This window comes from Arthrobacter sp. ISL-72 (genome assembly GCF_018613755.1).
In the GTDB taxonomy this organism is placed as follows: domain Bacteria; phylum Actinomycetota; class Actinomycetes; order Actinomycetales; family Micrococcaceae; genus Arthrobacter.
The window spans coordinates 371680-391255 of record NZ_JAGGPP010000006.1; the positions used below are offsets into that span (position 1 = coordinate 371680).

The following is a 19576-nucleotide window of genomic DNA, read 5'->3' on the forward strand; positions in this document are numbered from 1 at the left end:
GTCTAGCCGCCGTAACGGGCCAGGGCTGCGGCGACCCATTCCCGGGCCGCCTCGGCCACATCCGCCGGCTCAAGGATACGCACTGCCCCGCCATGCTGGGCGACGAACATGGGCAGCCACGCGGTGCTGCCAAACCTGATTTCGGCCAGGAGCCCGCCACCGGGCAGCGGAGCTGTCCGTTCGGCGTAGTAGTCGTCAGCGAGCCCGAGGCCCTCCGGCGCAAGTTCCACCGTGACCAGGGCGTCGTCGTCGTTCGGGGTGAACAGTTTCACGGGGAAGCCCTCGGCGGGCCTCGCCGCTTCGGTTACGGTCCGGCCGTTCGCGGCCAGGCCCTCGATCCGGTCGAGACGGAAATTCCGGAGGCCGCGCGCACTGTGGCAGTACGCCTCGAAGTACCATGTGTTGTCGAGTGAGTAGAGCCGCAGCGGATCGACGTCCCGTTCGGACATGGAGTCGCGCTGGGCGGAAAAATACGTGAGGTGAAGTTGCATGCCGTCGGCGATCGCCTGCCGGATCGTTGCGAGATGAGCGGAATTCGCCGGACCCACCTCCGGACCGGCGATGGACCCTGCCTTCAGGCCCTCCTCCCCCGCGGCTGCCATCAGTTTCACCGTGACGGACTCCAGCGCACTCCCCTCGGCCAGCTCAGGCAGCCCGTTGAGGGTCTCCAGGCCCGTCAGCAGGGCGCAGGCCTCATCCACGGCGAAGCGGACGGGACGGGTGAGGTCGAGGTCCTGGGTGATGAAGACGTGGTCGTCCTCCCACTGGATGTCCAGGAGGTCATCCGGGTATCCCTCGGGCAGGCCGGAGCAGATCAGGATCAGCAGATCGTCTTCCAGCTCCTTCCGGGTCACGCCGAAGCTGGCCGCGACTTCGCTGATGTGCAGGCCCTGGTTGTGGACCAGGAACGGCACGAGCTGAAGCATCCTCTTGAGCTGGTCCTCGGACGTTCGCTTGCGCGCGCGCTTGGCCGGGACGGACCCCGTAAAGTCGATGGCCGGAGCGGGTGACGCGGCAAAGTCCGCAGCCGCCTGCAGCCTTCGCCTGACGGCGGACACCAGTTCGGCCGGCTCCGCGACCAGCGCGTTCGGCCCGTAGGACGCCAGTTCTTCGCCCAGCACCTCAGCGTCCCGGAAGGGGATGCTGAGCCGGTCCCAGCCGCCGTCGGGCGTGTTGCCGTTCGCTGTTCCGCTGGCGCGCTTGCGCAGGCCCAGCACCTTGCCCGGTGCAACATCCACCAAGGCCGTCTGTACCGGCAGTTCGGGCAGTGAATCCAGTTCCGTGCGGACGTTGAATCCGGCCGGAGGCGTGTAAGGGTCCTTCTCCAGGACGGTTACGGCGGACGTGAAGCGCGACAGGCGGAAGAAGCGCTTCGCGTCTCGCGCCCGGTCGAAGCCCACCAGGTACCACTGGCCAAAGCGGCTGCCCAGGCCCCACGGCTCAACAGTCCTGACTTCATCCCGGCCGGTGCTTCCTGCCAGGTAACGGAAGCTGACCGGATGCTGGGCATGCATCGCCGTGACCAGGTCTTCGAAGGCCTGGCCGGCGGGCTTGATCCGCGGCTGAACCTCCGGCGGCAATTCGGCTTCCACGAGTCCGCCCGCAGCCTGCAACTTGCGCATGGCGTTCTGCGCTGCCGACCCCAATGCCGCCTGCTCCCAGAGCTGTGCCGCCAGCATGAGCACGGTGCATTCGGCGGACGTGAGACTGACGTCCGGCAGCCGGTTGGACTCCTTGCCGATGCGGTAGCGCGCGGTGGCCGGATCATCGGACCCCCAGCCGTGGTCCATGACTGTTTCGACCTCGAATCCGTACTGCCGGAGATCCTTCTTGTCCCGTTCGAACATCCGCCCGAAGGCAACCTCACTGCTGCTGGTGTCGTGATAGACCTTGTCGCGCAGTTCGCTGCGCCGCAGCCCGTAGCGGGTGTTCAGCAGCGCTATGAGCAGGTTCAGGAGGCGTTCTGTACGTGAGGCGGACACCTTGGCTACGTTACTAAAGCCGCTGCGGCTTAACACCGAAAGCGCGGCAACAAACGGAAATTACCTTCCGATTTGTTACCGCGCTTCCTGGAGCTTGTCCGGCTGTCGCCGGTCAGTCATCCGTTCAGCGGACTCCGACGAGGTCCACAACGAAGATCAGTGCTTCGTTAGGGCCGATTGCTCCGCCGGCACCGCGGGAACCGTAAGCGAGCTCCGAGGGGATCTCGAGACGGCGGCGGCCGCCGACCTTCATGCCCAGCAGGCCCTGGTCCCAGCCCTGGATGACCTGGCCCACGCCAACCCGGAAGTCCAGCGGGGCACCGCGGCCCCAGGAGGCGTCAAACTCTTCGCCCGTGGACCATGCGACGCCGACGTAGTGGGTGGAGACGGTGTCGCCGGCCTTGGCCTCGGGTCCGTCACCTTCGATGAGGTCGGTGATGACCAGCTCGGTGGGAACCTCGCCTTCGGGGAAATCGATCTCCGGCTTCTGGCGGTCGAAATTGCGCTGTCCAAATGACATGGTTGCTCCTTTTTTTCTAGGTTTGGGTGGCGTGCTTGACGCCGGGTTTGCTTACTTGACGCCGAGGATGTCGACGACGAACACCAGGTCGCCCTTGGCCTCGCCCTGGCCGGCATCACCGTAGGCGAGGTCCTTCGGGATGACCAGGAGGACGCGTGAGCCCACCGTCTTGCCGGCGAGGCCCTGCGTCCAGCCCTTGATGACGCCGGTGAGCGGGAAGCTGGCCTTTTCGCCGCGGTCGAAGCTGGAGTCGAACTTCGTGCCACCGTTGAGGGTGACGCCGACGTAGTTGACGGTCAAGGTGTCGCTTTCCTTGACAGCGGGGCCGGTGCCCTTGATCAGGTCCTGGGAGACAAGGGCCGTGGGCGCCTTGACGCCCTCAACCGAGATCTCCGGGATTCCCTTGTCGTTTTCCTTGACGGTCGGCAGTCCCGCGGGCGGCGTGACTGTTTCGCCTTCCGGCTTGTCCAGCACCTTCGGCGCGTCCTTGGCGGACAGGACCTTGACCACAAGAAGCTGCGTGGGACCGGCCTCGGCGCCTTCCTGTGCGGCCTGGCCGGGAACGGCGAGGGCCAGCTGGGAGCCAATCTTTGCGCCCACAAAGGCGTTGTAGACCACGGCGTTGCCGGTCTTGAGGGCGTCGTTCAGCTCAAGGGGTTCAGGGTCCTTGGCGAACGTGTCCTCGAGGGTGGAGCCGTCCTTGCCGCTGACCGCAAGGATCGAGATGTCAGCGACCTGGTTGGCCTTGAGGCGCTCTCCGTCACCCTCGGTAACCACCTTGACAGTGGGTTCCTTTACATCGAGGGGTTTGTCGAATTCGACTCCGGGTGCCTTCTTGTCTCCGTTGTCCGTAAGCTTCAGAGAGTCGAGCTTGGCGGTCTCGCCAGCAGACTGACTGGTGGGCTCCGGGGCTGCAGGCGATCCGCCGCCGCAGCCGGTGATCAGCAGCAGTCCGGGAATGAGAATTGCTAGTAGTCGGCGCACGTAAGAACTTTCGTCGGGGCAAGATGGATGCGTTGGCGCCGGTGGTGCACGCGGCAACGCAGTCGGCGGCCGAATAAACGGCCCCATCCAGAATAGCGCCTGAAGCTGGATGTCAGCCCATAGAGTCCAGGAGGGCGTCGACGCGCTCATCCACGTTGCGGAACGGATCCTTGCACAGGATCGTCTGGTGGGCGCGGTCATTCAGCTTCAGATGCACCCAGTCCACGGTGTAGTCGCGGCCCAGTTCCTGGGCTCGCCGGACAAAATCACCGCGGAGTTTCGCCCGCGTTGTCTGTGGCGGCGCGTCCACGGCGTCCTTGACCGTGGTGTCATCCACCACCCGGCGGACTGCTCCCCTGGACTGCAGCAGATAATAGAGACCGCGCGACCGGGAAATGTCGTGGTACGTGAGGTCAAGCTGGGCGATCCTTGGTGAATCCAGGCCCAGGCCGTGCCGGTTCCGGTAACTGTCCATCAGCTTTTTCTTGATGGCCCAGTCGATCTCGGTCTCGATCGTGCTGGTGTTGCCGCTCTCAATGGCATCAAGGGTCCGTTCCCAGAGATCCAGGATGAGGGGCACATGGTGGTTGTGGGCACCGTTTTCGGCCACGAAGGACGTGACCTTGTTCAGGTATTCGCGCTGGATCTCCAGGGCCGTCAGCTGCCGGCCGTTGGCGAGCCGGATCAGCGCGCGTCCGCTGAGGTCGTGCGAGATTTCGCGGATGCTGCGGATCGGGTTCTCCATCCGCATGTCCCGCATGATCACGCCTGCCTCGATCATGCGGAGGATGAGGTCCACCGTGCCGATCTTCATCATGGCCGTCGTTTCGGACATGTTGGAATCGCCCACAATCACGTGGAGCCGGCGGTAGAACTCGGCATCCGCATGCGGTTCATCCCGCGTGTTGATGATGGGACGCGACCTGGTGGTCGCGGAGGAGACACCTTCCCAGATGTGGTCCGCGCGCTGGGAAAACGCAAAAGTAGCGCCGTGCGGAGTCTTGAGGATCTTGCCGGCTCCGGCGATGAGCTGGCGTGTCACCAGGAACGGAATCAGGATTTCGGCGAGCCGTGAAAATTCGCCGCGGCGCGGGATGAGGTAGTTCTCGTGGCTGCCGTACGAATTGCCTGCCGAGTCCGTGTTGTTCTTGAACAGGTACACGGTGCCGTTAAAGCCCTCCGCAGCCAGCCTTTCCTGTGCCTCGTCCACGAGGTCGTCCAGGATCAGTTCGCCGGCGCGGTCATGGGCGATCAGCTGTCCCAGATCGTCACATTCGGCCGTGGCGTACTCGGGATGCGAGCCGACGTCGAGGTACAGCCGCGAACCGTTGGTCAGGAATACGTTCGATGAGCGTCCCCAGCTGACCACCTTGCGGAAGAGGTAGCGTGCCACCTCCTCCGGGGCGAGAGGACGCGAGTCGGGACTCGAATACGAGATGCCGAACTCGGTTTCGATGCCGAAAATTCGCTTATCCATTTCAGTTCTCCTCAGACAGCAGGGCGGCGATCTCGTCGTCGCCAAGGCGCCGGAAAGCCCGCCGGGATCCCCGGGTGCCTTCCGAACCGCGGTCCAGTACTGCCACTTCAAGTGCTGAAGCCGGCAGTTCGCCGGCTTCCTTATCGGTGACCAGCCCTTTCATTGCGAGCCTGATGGCACCGGCGAAGTTCAGTTCCCGCTGCCACCCGCCTTCCACGGTCTCGGCCACTTTATCGGCCTGGCCGCCCATCACAATGAATCCCTTTTCGTCAGCGATGGAACCGTCGAACGTCAGGCGGTACAGGTGGTCGTCAGCCTGGCTGCTTCCCACCTCCGCCACCGCGAGTTCCACTTCGAACGGTTTCTGTTCCGCCGTGAACACGGCACCGAGGCTTTGAGCGTAAACGCTGGCCAGTCCCCTGGCCGTGACGTCTTCCCGGTCGTACGAGTAGCCGCGGATGTCCGCGTACCGCACACCGGCTTGGCGGAGGCTCTCGAACTCGTTGTACTTCCCGACGGCGGCGAAGGCGATCTTGTCGTAGATTTCACCGATCTTGTGCAGCGACGGCGACGGATTCTCAGCAACCAGGGCAATACCTTCCTCGCAGCTGATCACCACCACGGAGCGGCCCCGGGCAATTCCTTTCCGTGCGAAATCCGCACGGTCCTTCATCAGCTGTTCGGGCGACACATAAAACTGTTGAGTCATATCAGGCCTCCCGCCGCGCTGAGGTTCTGGCCTCGATGATGGTCCCGGCTACCGCGGCCAGGTCATGGTCCGGTACCCGCCTGGCGCCGCTCCGGTCCACGGTGTAGACAACCGGCCACAGCTGCCGGACCGGGTCCGGTCCGCCCGTTGCCGAGTCGTCGTCCGCTGCGTCGTAGAGGGCTTCAACCGCTACGGCTACTGATTCTTCCCGGCTGAGTCCGGGCCGCCAGAGCTTCTTGAGTGATCCGCGGGCGAACACGGAACCCGAACCGACGGCGTGGTGTTCCTGTTCCTCGTACCGTCCCCCGGTGACATCGTAGGAAAACAGTCGGCCCACGCCTGCCGGCAGGTCGAATCCGGCGAACAGCGGCACCACGGCCAGGCCCTGCATGGCCATGGGCAGGTTGCCGCGGATCATGGCCCCGAGCCGGTTGGCCTTGCCTTCCAGGCTCAGCATGGTTGCCTCGATCTTTTCGTAGTGTTCCAGCTCTACCTGGAACAGCCGGGTGAGGTCGATGGCGATGCCTGCGGTGCCGGCGATTCCCAGCACCGAATACCGGTCGGCCGGAAAGACCTTCTCGATGTGCCTGCTGGCAATCACGTTCCCCATGGTGGCGCGGCGGTCACCGGCCATCAGGACACCGCCGTCGTAAGTCAGCGAAACGATGGTCGTGGCGTGGGGCGCCTGTAGCGGCTGTGAACCGGTGCCGGCAAGCGCTGCCGGGAACGGCTGATTGTAAGGAAGTAAACCCGGCCTGTTGCGTTGGAGGTGTTCAGTGAATGATGACGTCGCGTTGGCAGCTACCTGGTTGGCTGTTGTGTCCTGCACTGATGCACTCCTTCAACGTGGTGGGTCAACGTCTCTTCGGGCGTCGCGGCTGCCGTGCTCCATTCAGGCGATGGCAGCCTGGGCCTTACTGACCGCCCTTTTGGACGAAGGCCCGGACGAATTCTTCGGCGTTCGATTCGAGCACGCCGTCGATTTCATCCAGAAGGTCGTCCACACCCTGGGTGGCTGCCGATGCCTGGGCGTCCCCGGATGCGGGCGGCGTTGCGGGGGCGTCGTCTTCGAATTCGCTGTCCCGTGACTGCGGCTGCTGCTGCTCCTGGCCTGCCATTTCCTTCTCCTTCTATCCGTCCCCGCTGTGAGAGGGGACATCCTGTAAGCCCATATTGCCACGCCTTAAGCCGCGGTGGGGTGCTTTATGCCGGTGGCGGAGGCGGAGTTTGTCCCAGCAGTTCACCAAGGAATGATCCGGCGTCCTTGTGCCTGGCAAACAGGCCCCCGGTGAGGGCTTCCGTCCCCCTCAGGGGCTCGCGCGTGGGGACCCGTTGCAACCGTCCGTGGCCTGGGACGTCAAAGATGACCGAGTCCCAGCTGGCGCCGACCACGTCCTTGCTGAAGCTGCTCACGCAGCGGCCGCGGAAGTAGGCGCGGGTGTCCGACGGCGGTTCCGTCACCGCCCGCGCGATGGTTTCGTCGCCGACGATCCGCTCCATCCGGTCCCGGGCAAGCAAACGGTAATACAGACCCTTTTCCGGCCGAACGTCCGCCCACTGGAGGTCCACCAGGCCCAGCCGGGCGTCGTTCCATTCCAGCCCGTCCCGCTGCCGGTAACCCTCCAGCAGGGACAGCTTGGCCAGCCACTCCACCGAGGAGGCGGCGGCGGTCCGGCTGCTGTCGAGGTCCGTCAGCGTCGCCGCCCAGCGTTCCAGCAAGGCATGGGTGTGTCCGTCACCGTCCACGGCATCGCCCACCCCCGTGTCCTGGGCGAGCTTGGCGGCTGCCTCGTGGTACATCCATTGCAGGTCCAGCGCCCTCACCCGGCGGCCGTCGACAAGGCGGAGCGTGGCCGTCAGCGACGTGTCATGGCTGACGGCCTGCAGCGCAGCCACGGGCTCGTGCACTTCAATGCGCGGGGCCAGGCCGGCTTCAATCAGGCTGAGAACCATGGCCGTGGTCCCGAACTTCAGGTAGTTGGATGCCTGGCTGAGGTTCGCGTCCCCGATGATCACGTGCAGCCGGCGGTACTTGTCGGCCGTGGCGTGCGGCTCGTCGCGGGTGTTGATGATCGGCCGCCGGATGGTTGTTTCCAGGCCGACCTCAGCCTCGAAGAAATCAGCGCGCTGGCTGATCTGGTACCCCGGCCGGGAGTTGTCCTGGCCCAGCCCAACCCGGCCGGCACCGCACATGATCTGCCGCGTGATGAAAAACGGCGTCAGACCGCGGACGATGTCGCCGAAGGGCACCGCGCGGGGCATGAGGTAGTTCTCGTGCGAGCCGTAGGAGACCGATTTGTTGTCCGTGTTGTTCTTGTACAGGTTCACGGGCGGAAGCTGCGGATCCGCCGCCATCCTGCGAACCGCGGACAGTGCCACCACGTCGCCGGCAGCGTCCCACGCGACGGCGGCGCGCGGATTGGTGACTTCCGGGCTCGAATACTCCGGATGCGCATGGTCCACGTAGAGGCGTGCACCGTTGCCCAGCACCATGTTCATCAGGAGCGAGCCGGTCTCGTCCTCGCCGTCCTGCTCCAGTTCCTCCCGCCCGTACGCCAGGGCCACGGCCTCGGCGTCCAGGACCGGGGGCTGGTCGGTCAGCTGGCTCGGATCCGCTTGGCTCCGCTCCAAGGTCCACCCGCGGGCATCGTGAAGGGGCTCCTCATCCGTGTAGTCCCAGCGTGTTTCCGCACCGCCGGCGGCGCGCTGGCGGGTCAGCTGCGCATAGGCCTGGATCACCCGGGCGGACATCATGGTGGCGTTGGCAGTGGGTGCCGACGGCGCGTGGATGCCGTACTCGGTTTCGGATCCCATGACCCGCATGACGCCGCCGGCGGGAAGCGGACCGCCGGGTGCGACTTCGCTGCGCGGCGTCACAGGTACTGGCCCGTGTTGGGCATTGTCTCGATGGACTTCCCGGGTTCCTGCCCTGCCTTGCCCTGCACAATCGTGCGGATGTACGTGATGCGTTCGCCTTTCTTGCCGGAAATGCGGGCCCAGTCATCGGGATTGGTGGTGTTGGGCATGTCCTCGTGTTCGCGGAACTCATCCACGACCGCCCGCAGCAGGTGGTCGATCCGAATCCCCTTTTGCTGCGTGGTCAGGAGGTCCTTGATGGCGTACTTCTTGGCACGGTCCACCACGTTCTGCACCACAGCGCCGGAGTTGAAGTCCTTGAAGTACAGCATCTCGGTGTCCCCGTTGGCGTAGGTCACTTCGAGGTACTCGTTGGATTTCTCGGTGGAGTACATCGCCTCAACGGTGCGCTGGATCATGGCGTCGACCGTCGCCTGCACGTCGCCGCCGTGTTCCGCGAGATCGGACTCGTGGAACGGGAGGTCCGTGGTGATGTACTTGTAGAAGATATCGGCCGCGGCCTCTGCATCCGGCCGCTGGATCTTTACCTTGACGTCCAGCCGGCCCGGGCGCAGGATGGCCGGGTCAATCATGTCCTCGCGGTTTGACGCGCCAATGACTATGACGTTATCCAGGCGCTCAACGCCGTCGATCTCGCTGAGGAGCTGGGGCACGATGGTCGTTTCGACGTCGGAGGAGATGCCGGTGCCGCGGGTGCGGAACAGCGAATCCATTTCGTCAAAGAACACCACAACGGGGCTGCCGTCAGAGGCCTTTTCGCGTGCCCGCGAGAAGATCAGGCGGATGTGCCGCTCCGTCTCGCCGACGTACTTGTCCAGGAGCTCGGGGCCCTTGATGTTCAGGAAGTAGCTCTTCAGGTCAATGTTTCCGGTGCGCTCCGCGGCGCGGGCAGCCAGGGAATTGGCCACCGCCTTGGCGATCAGCGTCTTGCCGCAGCCCGGCGGGCCGTAGAGCAGGATGCCCTTGGGCGCTTTGAGGCCGTGTTCGCGGTAGAGGTCGGGGTGCAGGAACGGGAGCTCCACGGCATCCCTGATCTGTTCAATCTGCGGACCGAGGCCACCGATGTCCTCATAGGTGATGTCCGGGACCTCTTCGAGAACCAGGTTCTCCACCTCGGAGCGCGGAATCTTCTCCAGGGCATAGCCGGTTCGCGAGTCGATGGAGAGGGCATCGCCCACGCGGAGCTTCTCCGACATCAGGGCTCCCGAGAGCCGGATGACGCGTTCCTCGTCCGCGCGCCCCACTACCAGGACCCGGTCAGCGCCCAGCATTTCCTTGAGCGTGACGAGTTCCCCCGCGCGCTCGTAGCCGAGCCCCGCCACCACCAGCAGTGCCTCGTTGAGGAGCACTTCCTGCCCCACGGCAAGCTGGCTCATATTCACCAGCGGGCTCACTCCAACGCGCATCTTGCGGCCGGCGTTGAAGATGTCCACCGACTCTTCCGTGGCTGCCTGCCCGCTGTTGCCGGCGCTGGGTTGCCGTTTGGGGTTCAGCTGCAGAATCGTGCCAAAGCTGTAGGGTGGCTGGCCCTCCTGATCCAAGGCGTTCTTGAGACGCAGGATTTCCGCCTTGGCGGTTTCCAGCATGCCCACAAGCTTCGAATTGTTCTGCGTCGCGGCGGCAAGCTGGCGGTCAATGTGCCGCAGTTTGTCCCGGAGGATGTTCACCTGCCGGTCCGCAACGGAGAGTTCGTTGGCCACGTACCGTGCGTTCTCAGGTTCCACTGCCCCTGCAGCCTCGTCCGGTGTCCGTGAGGAGTCGTTGTTCGGAGTGTCCATGATCCATCAGCCCCTTCCTGCGCTTCTATTAAGACCATAGCCCCAAGAAGCCGGGTACTGCTGGAGACATCCGAAATACGGACTAGTTCGTGACCTCCGGGTCGTCCTTGACGTTGGTTCCGGCGACTGCATCGCGTGCAGCGCGGCGGAGTTTCTTGTCCGAGACGAGCCGCTCGCCTACGGCGCCGGGAGTCCAGGCGTTGACGTCCTCTTCGTTGAACTCCGTTTTGGACGGCCGGCGCTTCACCGAGATTCCGGTGACGCCGTCCGCGAGCCTGCGCGTGACCAGCAGGAAGCCCGTGTGGGCCACCATGCGGTGGTCCGGCCTGACGGCCAAGCCTTCAAGGTGCCAGCCGCGGACCATGGATTCCCAGGCGTCGGGCTCGGTGAAGCGGCCGTCGGCGCGGATGGCTTCTGCCGTCCTGGACAGCTGCGTGACGGTTGCCACGTAGTTGATCCATACCCCGCCGGGGGCCAGGACGGTGGCTACGGCGTCGAGGCATTCCCAGGGGGCGAGCATGTCCAGCACCACCCGGTCCACGGAGCCGGGAGCTTCGCTGCGGACCACTTCTTCCTGGAAGTCCCCGAGGGAAATCTTCCAGGCGGGATGCGGGCCGCCGAAGATGGTTTCCACGTTGCCGCGGGCAATGTCCGCGAATTCCTCGCGCCGTTCAAAGGAGTGCAGGTAGCCGTTGTCGCCCACCGCGCGCAGCAGCGAGATGGACAAGGCGCCGGAACCTACGCCGGCCTCGACCACGCGGGCGCCGGGGAAGATGTCCGCCATGGTGACAATCTGGCCGGCGTCCTTGGGGTAGACCACCGCCGCGCCGCGGGGCATGGACAGCACGAAGTCCGAGAGCAGCGGACGGAGCGTCTGGTACTGCTGGCCAACGTTGTTGGTGACAACGGACCCGTCCACCTTGCCGATGATTTCGTCATGGTTCAGGAAGCCGCGGTGGGTATGGAAGGCTCCCCCGGCTTCCAGGGTGATCGTGTTCATCCGGCCGCGCTCGTCAGTCAGCTGTACCCGCTCGCCCTCCCGGAACGGTCCGCGGCGACGGGCTGCGCCCACAGGCTGTCCCCCGGCTGCGACTGAGCTGTCCGCGGTGTCGGCCGGCATGTTCGTATTCTTGGCGGCAGTTTCGCTGCTCATGGGTTATTCCTCGCTGTTGTAAACCTGTGTGGCCGTGCCTGACGGCGGCCGGTCACCAAGCCGCCGGCCCGGGGCGCGCCGATATTCACGGCCGGCAGGTAACTCTACCGGTTCTGGACCTTCGCGCGCCCGCTGCGGCGCATTTCTTTGCCTGTAATGGCGCTCACCACGGCTGACTGCCGGAGCAGGCCGGTGACTTTTCCGTTGTGATCAACCACTGCGTACTCGTGCCCTTCGAGCTGGGCAAGGTACTGCACCAGCTCCTGGCCCCGGGACCACTCCGGCACGTAGGCTCCTGCGCTCAGGGCGTGCGACACCGCGGTGGCAGGCGTTGTTGCTGCGGCCCAGGCGGGAACGGAGCCGACGGCGGCTACGTCCACGATGCCTGCCGGCCGCCCTTCCGGCCCACACAGAATGACGGCAGGCGTGCCCTGCGGGGAAAGCCGGCGGATATCGGCCACTGTTGACGATTCGGGGATCCCGACGGCGGGTTCAGCGAGGGCGTCGGCGTTGACAAGGTGCAGCCGGCTGCGGAGCCGCGCGTGCTGGATGGAGGCCGAGGCTCCCATCCAGAGGAAGCTGCCCACAAGCACGGTGATGAGCATCAGCGAAACGTCGGGGCGATCGCCGCGCACCAGCGGGAGCAGGACGAACCAGATGGCCAGTGCGACGACGATGATCCTGCCTGCCCAGCCCGCGGCAACGGTGCCCTTTTCCTGGCTTCCGGTGGCTTTCCAGACGGCGGACTCCACCAGGCGCCCGCCGTCGAGGGGAAGCCCCGGCAGGACGTTGAAGATGCCGATCAGGAAGTTCGCCCAGACAAAGATATTGGACAGGATCCCCGGCACCCCGGAAGGGTCCGCGGCCAGGATGAACAGCCAGCCTGCACCGGCCAGAACGAAGTTGGCGGCGGGGCCGGCCATCGCCACAAGTACTGAACGGCCGGGCGTGGCGGTGAACCCTTCGAACTGGGTGTGGCCGCCCCAGAGATTCAACACGATCTTCTCGGTGGGCCAATTGAAAATCTTGGCGGTCAGGGCATGTGCGAGTTCGTGCACCAGAACGGAGACCAGCAGGAGCAGGGCATAGGCGAAGGCTACGTAGTAGGCCACGATGCCCATGTTCGGAAACTGGCCCTCAAGCACCGGCCCGTAAACAATCACCGTGAACGCCGCAATGACGAACCACGAATATGCGAGGACCACCCGGATGCCGGCGATGCGGCCCAGTGATATGCCTTCCCTGCGGTTGTTGGGGACCTTGGTGGCCGTGCCGCCAGCTGGTTCAGTCAAGGGCGTGGCTCCGGACTTCTGCGTCCTCAAGTCCGGCGTCCCCTGCCGGGAATTCGCTGCGACGGGCCACCAATTGCTGCAGCTCGGCGACCGTGCGGCCTTCAAGGGAGTGCCAGGTGGCCCGGGCGGGATCGGCGGGCAGCGGAACGATGTGCGGGATGGCCACGGTTATCACTCCAGAGGCCATGGCCGCAGCCACGCCCGGCGCCGAATCCTCGAGCGCAACGCATTCGTGGATGGTGAGGTCCGGGTCCGCCTGCTGCAGGAGTTCCACCGCATTAAGGTAGGCCTCGGGGTGGGGCTTGCCGTTGGTAACGGTGTCCCCGGTTACCAGGAATTCGAAGTAGGGCTTCGGCAGGCTGGCGACGATCTCGCGCGCAAGCGGCCCTTCGGACATTGTCACCAGCGCGCATCGGACGCCTGCTTCGTGGAGCTGGTCGAGCAGTTCCCGCGCACCGGGCCGCCACGGCACGGACTTGCGGACCTTGCTGATGACCTGGGCCGTCAGGGTGTCGATGATTTCGCGCTTTTCAAGCTTCACCCCGGCGTTCTGCAGGATCCCGGCCGAGAAAACCAGGGACTGTCCCACCAGCTGCATGGCCTGGGCATGGGACCACTGTCCGCCGTGGGCTGCAACGAGCGCGTGCTCTGCCTCAATCCAGTACGGCTCGGTGTCGACAATCGTGCCATCCATGTCCCATAAAGCGGCTTTGAGAAGTGGCTGGGAAGCTGAGGATCGCATAGCCCCAAGTCTACGGTGCGGCAATCCCGCGCAGCCTGCAGTACGCCCTTGGCGAATATCCTGCAGGATTCCCTGCGTTGCTGCGGCTCGGCGAACAATCATGGCGCTTCAATTCATGCACCCGGCGGGGTCTTGGACGTAGGGTGAAGAAATGAATAGCTTCGACGGAGACACCAGCGAACCGGGTGCCACGCCCGAGCCCGAGCGGCTGCTGCAGCCTGTGCCAGAGGGCCAGCGCATTACCGTGATGCTCGCTGCATTTGAAGGCTGGAACGATGCCGGCGAAGCAGCGAGTGACGCCCTTCGTTACCTGAACAAACTGTGGGGCGGCAAGAAGGTGGCCTCGGTTGACGCCGACGAATACTACGACTTCCAGTTCACCAGGCCCACCATCCGCAGGACCTCGTCCGGGGAGCGGAAGATCAAATGGCCTTCCACACGGATCTTCAAGGCCAGCGCCCCCGACGCGAATGTCGATGTGATCTTTGTCCAGGGCACGGAGCCGTCCTATAAGTGGCGCGCCTACACCGCCGAACTTCTGGTCCATGCCGAGGCCCTGAACGTTGACTACGTCATCCTCGTGGGTGCGCTGCTCGCAGATGTGCCCCACAGCCGGCCCATCCCCGTCAGTACCTCCACGGACGACAGCGCACTCCGGGAACGGATGAACCTGGAAGCATCCCAGTACGAGGGGCCGGTGGGGATCGTCGGGGTGCTCTCGGAAGTGGCCCTGCTGGCGGGACTGCCCTCGATTTCCCTCTGGGCGGCCGTACCGCATTATGTTGCGCAGGCTCCCTCGCCCAAGGCCCAGCTTGCCCTTCTTCATCGGATCGAGGAACTGCTGCAGGTACCCCTCGACACCCACGAACTGGCGGAGGAAGCCGACGCCTGGGAGCGCGGGGTGGATGAACTCGCCACGGAGGACCCGGAGATCGCGGCCTACGTTCGGCAACTGGAAGAAGCGAAGGACACCGCCGATCTTCCCGAAGCGAGCGGAGAGTCCATCGCCCGCGAGTTCGAGCGGTACCTCAAACGCCGCGGCAAGGACAAACAGTAATAACGGCTGTACCAGAAAAGCTGAGGTGCCCGGCGCAGTTGGCCGGGCACCTCAGCTTTTTCCAGTGGAAGTTAGAGTTCGACGCCGAGCAGGGAGTTCACGGCGTCGCTGACGAGCGCCTGGTCCATCGCCGAGGCCGCCACCGCCTGCTCCCGTGTGTTGGCGGCCCAGCGGTCCACAGCCGCGAGGGCGCCGGGAGCATCGAGATCGTTGGCCAGTTCCTTGCGCATCTCGGCTATGAGGGCCGCTGCCGAACCCTCCGGCGCCATGGACAGCGCTGCGCGCCAGCCGTCCAGCCTAGCTTTGGCTTCCGCGAAGCCGGCTTCCGTCCAGGACCAGTCACTGCGGTAGTGGTGGGCAAGGATCGCGAGGCGGATGGCAGCAGGTTCTTCGCCGTCGGCCCGCAGTTTGGACACAAGCACCAGGTTTCCCTTGGACTTGCTCATCTTTTCGCCGTCCAGGCCCACCATTCCGGCGTGGGCAAAGTGCCGTGCCAGCGGCATACCGGAAAGCGAATACGCGTGGCCGGCACCCATTTCGTGGTGCGGGAAGATGAGGTCGGAACCGCCGCCCTGGACCGTGAACGGGGCTGGCAAATATTTCTGGGCGATGACTGTGCACTCAATGTGCCAACCAGGCCGGCCCTCCCCCAGTTCGCCTCCGGGCCAGCTGGGTTCACCTGCGCGCGCTACGCGCCAAAGAAGCGGGTCAAGGGCCTGGCGCTTGCCGCCCCGGCCCGGGTCGCCGCCGCGCTCCGCGAACAGTTCCAGCATTTCGGTTTCGGACAGGCCGGACACTGAGCCCAGGGTCCACGCCCCGGCGTCCGCTGCCTGCTTGCCGGCGGCCTCGACGTCGTAATAGATGTCGCCGTCGGGCTCACCGGTAGCGCCGGCCACACGGTAGGCCAGCCCGGCATGCAGGAGGCGCTCGATTGCGGGAACAATTTCCGGGATGGATTCGACCGCCCCGATGTAGTGGTCCGGGGCGAGAACATTGAGGGCTGACATGTCGGTCTGGAACAGTTCGATCTGGCTTGCAGCAAGCTCGCGCCAGTCCACGCCGGTGGCCGTTGCCCGTTCGAGGAGAGGATCATCGACGTCGGTCACGTTCTGGACGTAGGCAACGCGCTGGCCGCCGTCCCGCCAGGCGCGGTTCAGCAAGTCGAAGGCGACATAGCTCGCCGCGTGCCCCATGTGGGTTGCGTCGTAAGGGGTGATTCCGCAGACGTACAGGGACTGTTCACCCGTGGCCTCAAGGGTGCTGTAGTCCCCCTCGACGGTGTCGAAAAGTCGGACGGCGGCCATGCGGCCCGGAAGCTGAGGGACGGGGCGGGAGATCCAGGATTTCACAGAGCAAGCCTAGTGCTAGGCGCTGATGACATTGAAACCGAGCAGCAAGTAGAGCGCCAGGCCGAGGAAGATGCGGTACCAGACGAAGAGCCGGTAGCTGCGGGTGGAGACGAATTTCAGGAACCAGCCGATGATGACGTATCCGACAACGAAAGCGATGACAGTTGCCAGGGCCGTTTCCGGCAAGCCGTAGGGGCCCGTGATGCCGTCGTTGGAGACGACTTTGTACAGCTGGTACACGCCGCTGCCGAAAACTGCGGGGATGGCGAGGAGGAAGGAGTACCGGGCCGCGGCTTCGCGGGTGTACCCCATCAGCAGGCCGGCCGTGATGGTTCCGCCGGACCGCGATACCCCGGGGATGAGTGCCATGGCCTGCGCCAGGCCGTAGAGGATGCCGTGCTTGTAGGTCAGCTTGGCCAGGTCGCGCTGCTGGCAACCCACTGCATCTGCCACGGCGAGGATCAGCCCGAAGACGATAAGCATCGTCGCCACGATCCAAAGGCTGCGCAGCACGGACTCGATCTGGTCCTGGAACGCCAGGCCAAGGACGATGATGGGAAGACTGCCGAGGATGACCAGCCAGCCCATGCGGGCATCGGGGTCGTCCGACGGCACGCGCCGCCTCAACGACCCGGACCAGGCCTTGATAATTCGCACAATGTCCCGCCAGAAGTAGGCGATGACTGCGGTCTCGGTTCCGAGCTGGGTGATGGCGGTAAAGGCCGCTCCCGGGTCCGCGGCATTCGGCAGGAACGAACCGACGATGCGCAGGTGGGCGCTAGAGGAAATCGGGAGGAATTCAGTCAGCCCTTGGACAAGACCCAGCAGGGCCACTTCAAACCAGTTCACGTTTATAGACCCTACGTCATCAAGCCTGATGAATCCCCGTAAGCTAACTGCTATGCAGCAGCGTTATGTCGGCAACAGTGGGTTGCGCGTGTCCTCACTCTCCCTGGGCACCATGTCGTGGGCACGGGAAACGGATGAACAGGATGCCACGGAACTGTTGCACTCATTTGTCGACGCCGGTGGAACCCTTATAGATACTGCCGCCTCATATGCAGAGGGTCAGGCTGAAGCCCTCCTGGGATCGATGCTGGGTGACGTTGTCTCACGCTCGGAGGTGGTGATTTCCACCAAAGCCGGGATTTCGACGTCGGACGGCCGGCGGAGCATCGATACGTCCCGTAACGCCATGCTGTCCGGCCTCGATGCCAGCCTTGCCCGGCTCGGCACGGATTATGTCGACATCTGGTTCGCCCAGGCCTGGGATGCCAACGTCCCGCTCGAGGAGACCCTGTCAGCCCTCGAGTTCGCCGTACGCACGGGCCGCGCCCGCTATGCCGGTATATCGAATTTCGCGGGGTGGCAGACGGCCAAGGCGGCGGCGGTGGCAGGCTTCCCGCTGGTGGCGAGCCAGTCCGAATACTCGTTGCTGCAGCGGAGGTCCGAAACCGAACTCATTCCGGCCATCGAAGATGCCGGCCTCGGCCTGTTCGCCTGGGCTCCCCTGGGCCGCGGCGTGCTGACCGGCAAATACCGCGGGCACATACCGGCCGATTCGCGGGCGGCGCAGAAACGCCTGGCAAGCTCCGTGGAACCGTACCTGGACCAGCCTTCGTCCCGGATCGTGGAGGCCGTCGCGATGGCGGCGCGGGGACTTGGCCGGTCATCAATTGATGTCGCCCTGAGCTGGCTGCTGTCGCAGCACGGCGTGGCTACGGCCATCGTGGGTGCGCGATCCCCCGTGCAGCTCAAGGAAATACTGGATTCGCAGCTGACGCAGCTGCCCGCGGAAATCGCACGCGCACTGGAAGACGTTTCAGCAGCGGAATAAGCAGTTAGGAGCGGACCCGGCAGTCCGGAGCTAGGGAGCCGGTTCAGTCGTCGACGATCTCCAGGTCTTCGTCTTCCTCGACGCCCTCTTCGTCTTCGTCGACTTCCTCCACGTCGTCGATGACCTCCAGGGGAGTCACCTCGCCGTAGGCCTCGTAAAGTGAATCGTCATAGACTTCGAAGGCATCAGCAACGGCAAAGAACGCCGCTTCGACCGTTGGGTCTCCTTCGCCCCGCCGTGCGGAGGCTGCGATCAGGTGTTCTTCCAGGGCTGTGGTCAGGGACTGAAGCGCGACACGCGGATCGATGCTCATGACTTCACGTTAGCCGGAAAAGGACGAAAATGGAGAGCAATGAAAGAACATTTTCTGAGCAGTTCAGTCCAGCGGGAGCGGGACTACGCGAGGCAGTACGAGTACCTCGTACTGACGGTCGGCCCTGAGGATTCGCTGCCTGAGGCCCGCCGCCGGCTGGTTGAGCATTCCGAATACGGGAAATGGGAACTGGAGCGGAGCCGGCTGTATGTAGGCGGGGGCAGGCGCTTCTGGCTGCGCCGGAAAGTCATCCAGGTCCAGCGCACCGTCTGAGGCTGCATGCTCTCAGGAAGCCGCCTGAGGCTCCGTGGTCTCAGGGGCCTGCCGGATAGCTAAGGGGTCTCGAGCGGCCCCAGCCACGCGTTGGCTACCGTGTTGTGGGCTGACTCGTCATCCGAAGGGTGGAACATCCCGGCGAGCACGTCCCGGTACAGCCGTTCCAGCTCCGAACCCCTGAAGTAGCTCGATCCGCCGGACACCCGGATTGCCAGGTCCACCACAGTACGCGCGGTTTCCGTCGCCCGGACTTTCAGTCCCACGAGCCTGGGAAACCACTGGTTCCCGTGATCCACCAACGCGTCCACGTCCCGCGACAGTTCCGCCAGCTGGGGATACAGGGCGTCCATGGCCATGGCGGCCTCTGCCACCTTCCACCGGATGTCCGGGTCCTGGGCGTAGCTGCGCCCGTCGTTCTTGAACGATGTCCTGCGCTTGGCCGCCTCCACTCCCAGGCCCAGCGCCCGCTCGCCGACGCCGGTATAGACAGCGGCCAGCAGTGTCTCGAAGCAGGCGAAGATCGCGAAGATCAAGGGGTCGGCGTTGGGCCCCACCGGAAGTTTCCGGAAGACGCGGTCCGGCGGCACCACGGCTCCGTCCAGCACCGTGGTGTTCGACTGGCTGGCCCGCATGCCCAGGGTGTCCCAGTCGTCGAGGATTTCGTACCCGGCGGTGTCCCTGCGGATGAAGCCATGGACCAGTTCGCCGTCGCCTCCCCGGGCGGCGCTGTCCTTCCCGAAGATCCCCAGCCGGGTCCACGCCGGAGAGAGGCTGGTGAAGATCTTCCGGCCGGTGAAGCTGTAGCTGCCGTCGGGGTGCGGCATGGCGACGGTCCGTGAATCGAAAAGCACCGAGTCGTTGCCGGCCTCTGAGTTTCCGAACGCGAAGATCTCGCCCTGGGCGGCCTCCCGGAGGACAAAGTCCAGCGAGGCGTCGCCCCGGGCGGCCAGGACATGGGCGACGCCGGTCCACACCAAATGCATGTTGACCGCCAGCGCTGTGGCCGGGGCCGCCGTCGCCAGCCTTCTTTGCAGCTGCGCCGCCGCTGCAAGCCCGAGGCCAAGCCCGCCGTCGATGGCCGGCACAAAAATCTTGAGGTACCCCGCAGCGGCGAGTTCCTCCAGATCCTCGGTGAAGAACACGTTGTCCTGGTCGTACCGGGCGGCACGGTCCCGGATGCGTTCCAGGAGGGGGTCCGTGAGGATCTGGTCCGGTGTCATGGCCTGGCTT

19 protein-coding genes are annotated in these 19576 nt (G+C 64.8%); 3 read left to right on the plus strand and 16 right to left on the minus strand.

Translation table 11 applies throughout. The features are described from left to right. Positions 1 to 2 precede the first annotated feature (2 nt). From J7I92_RS07150 to J7I92_RS07205, 12 genes are all read right to left on the minus strand, one after another. Entirely contained in the window at positions 3 to 1982 is a 1980-nt protein-coding gene (locus J7I92_RS07150) for a YafY family protein (protein ID WP_214838871.1), read from the minus strand. Positions 1983 to 2106: 124 nt separating this feature from the next. After that, the gene (locus J7I92_RS07155; RefSeq protein WP_214838874.1) at positions 2107 to 2502 is read right to left on the minus strand and encodes an FKBP-type peptidyl-prolyl cis-trans isomerase; all 396 of its coding nucleotides are present in this window, start codon (positions 2500 to 2502) and stop codon (positions 2107 to 2109) included. A 51-nt stretch (positions 2503 to 2553) separates the two neighbouring features. Further along, positions 2554 to 3486 carry an FKBP-type peptidyl-prolyl cis-trans isomerase gene (locus tag J7I92_RS07160; RefSeq protein WP_214838875.1) on the minus strand — a complete coding sequence of 311 codons (933 nt, stop codon included), beginning with the start codon at positions 3484 to 3486 and terminating at the stop codon, positions 2554 to 2556. Positions 3487 to 3598: 112 nt separating this feature from the next. Next, a complete protein-coding gene (gene pafA / locus J7I92_RS07165) occupies positions 3599 to 4963 on the minus strand; it encodes a Pup--protein ligase (RefSeq protein ID WP_214838877.1) in 1365 nt (454 codons plus the stop codon). Position 4964: 1 nt separating this feature from the next. Further along, positions 4965 to 5672, minus strand: a complete 708-nt coding sequence (gene prcA / locus J7I92_RS07170; RefSeq protein WP_214838879.1) for a proteasome subunit alpha — start codon at positions 5670 to 5672, stop codon at positions 4965 to 4967. 1 nt (position 5673) lies between these two features. Further along, positions 5674 to 6501, minus strand: coding sequence for a proteasome subunit beta (gene prcB, locus J7I92_RS07175; RefSeq protein WP_214838881.1), 828 nt, complete (start codon positions 6499 to 6501; stop codon positions 5674 to 5676). A gap of 85 nt (positions 6502 to 6586) precedes the next feature. Then, a complete protein-coding gene (locus J7I92_RS07180) occupies positions 6587 to 6790 on the minus strand; it encodes a ubiquitin-like protein Pup (protein ID WP_214838883.1) in 204 nt (67 codons plus the stop codon). An 85-nt stretch (positions 6791 to 6875) separates the two neighbouring features. Continuing rightward, the gene (gene dop / locus J7I92_RS07185; RefSeq protein WP_396020362.1) at positions 6876 to 8549 is read right to left on the minus strand and encodes a depupylase/deamidase Dop; all 1674 of its coding nucleotides are present in this window, start codon (positions 8547 to 8549) and stop codon (positions 6876 to 6878) included. After that, positions 8546 to 10327 carry a proteasome ATPase gene (gene arc, locus J7I92_RS07190; RefSeq protein WP_214838886.1) on the minus strand — a complete coding sequence of 594 codons (1782 nt, stop codon included), beginning with the start codon at positions 10325 to 10327 and terminating at the stop codon, positions 8546 to 8548. The genes dop and arc overlap by 4 nt, the downstream gene beginning before the upstream one ends. An 82-nt stretch (positions 10328 to 10409) precedes the next feature. Continuing rightward, a complete protein-coding gene (locus tag J7I92_RS07195) occupies positions 10410 to 11480 on the minus strand; it encodes a tRNA (adenine-N1)-methyltransferase (protein ID WP_251039547.1) in 1071 nt (356 codons plus the stop codon). Between the two features lie 104 nt (positions 11481 to 11584). Next, positions 11585 to 12772, minus strand: a complete 1188-nt coding sequence (locus J7I92_RS07200) for a site-2 protease family protein (protein ID WP_214838888.1) — start codon at positions 12770 to 12772, stop codon at positions 11585 to 11587. After that, positions 12765 to 13514 carry an HAD family phosphatase gene (locus J7I92_RS07205; RefSeq protein WP_214838890.1) on the minus strand — a complete coding sequence of 250 codons (750 nt, stop codon included), beginning with the start codon at positions 13512 to 13514 and terminating at the stop codon, positions 12765 to 12767. The genes J7I92_RS07200 and J7I92_RS07205 overlap by 8 nt, the downstream gene beginning before the upstream one ends. 151 nt (positions 13515 to 13665) lie before the next feature. Here J7I92_RS07205 and J7I92_RS07210 point away from each other — a divergent pair, with 151 nt between their 5' ends. Then, positions 13666 to 14571, plus strand: coding sequence for a PAC2 family protein (locus J7I92_RS07210; RefSeq protein WP_214838892.1), 906 nt, complete (start codon positions 13666 to 13668; stop codon positions 14569 to 14571). A 71-nt stretch (positions 14572 to 14642) separates the two neighbouring features. On the opposite strand, the gene mshC is transcribed toward J7I92_RS07210, so the two are convergent. Further along, positions 14643 to 15920 carry a cysteine--1-D-myo-inosityl 2-amino-2-deoxy-alpha-D-glucopyranoside ligase gene (mshC, locus tag J7I92_RS07215; protein ID WP_214838894.1) on the minus strand — a complete coding sequence of 426 codons (1278 nt, stop codon included), beginning with the start codon at positions 15918 to 15920 and terminating at the stop codon, positions 14643 to 14645. A 15-nt stretch (positions 15921 to 15935) separates the two neighbouring features. Beyond that, positions 15936 to 16769: an undecaprenyl-diphosphate phosphatase gene (locus J7I92_RS07220; protein WP_214838896.1), complete on the minus strand. Its 834-nt coding sequence runs from the start codon at positions 16767 to 16769 to the stop codon at positions 15936 to 15938. Positions 16770 to 16821: 52 nt separating this feature from the next. Between J7I92_RS07220 and J7I92_RS07225 the strand changes: the two genes are divergently transcribed. After that, the gene (locus J7I92_RS07225) at positions 16822 to 17757 is read left to right on the plus strand and encodes an aldo/keto reductase (protein ID WP_214838898.1); all 936 of its coding nucleotides are present in this window, start codon (positions 16822 to 16824) and stop codon (positions 17755 to 17757) included. 43 nt (positions 17758 to 17800) lie between these two features. Here the strand turns inward: J7I92_RS07225 and J7I92_RS07230 are convergent, their stop codons facing one another. Continuing rightward, positions 17801 to 18070: a hypothetical protein gene (locus J7I92_RS07230; RefSeq protein WP_214838900.1), complete on the minus strand. Its 270-nt coding sequence runs from the start codon at positions 18068 to 18070 to the stop codon at positions 17801 to 17803. A gap of 39 nt (positions 18071 to 18109) precedes the next feature. Here J7I92_RS07230 and J7I92_RS07235 point away from each other — a divergent pair, with 39 nt between their 5' ends. After that, entirely contained in the window at positions 18110 to 18343 is a 234-nt protein-coding gene (locus tag J7I92_RS07235; protein ID WP_011692010.1) for a DUF5703 family protein, read from the plus strand. A 59-nt stretch (positions 18344 to 18402) separates the two neighbouring features. On the opposite strand, the gene J7I92_RS07240 is transcribed toward J7I92_RS07235, so the two are convergent. Further along, positions 18403 to 19566, minus strand: coding sequence for an acyl-CoA dehydrogenase family protein (locus tag J7I92_RS07240; RefSeq protein ID WP_214838901.1), 1164 nt, complete (start codon positions 19564 to 19566; stop codon positions 18403 to 18405). Positions 19567 to 19576: the final 10 nt, after the last annotated feature.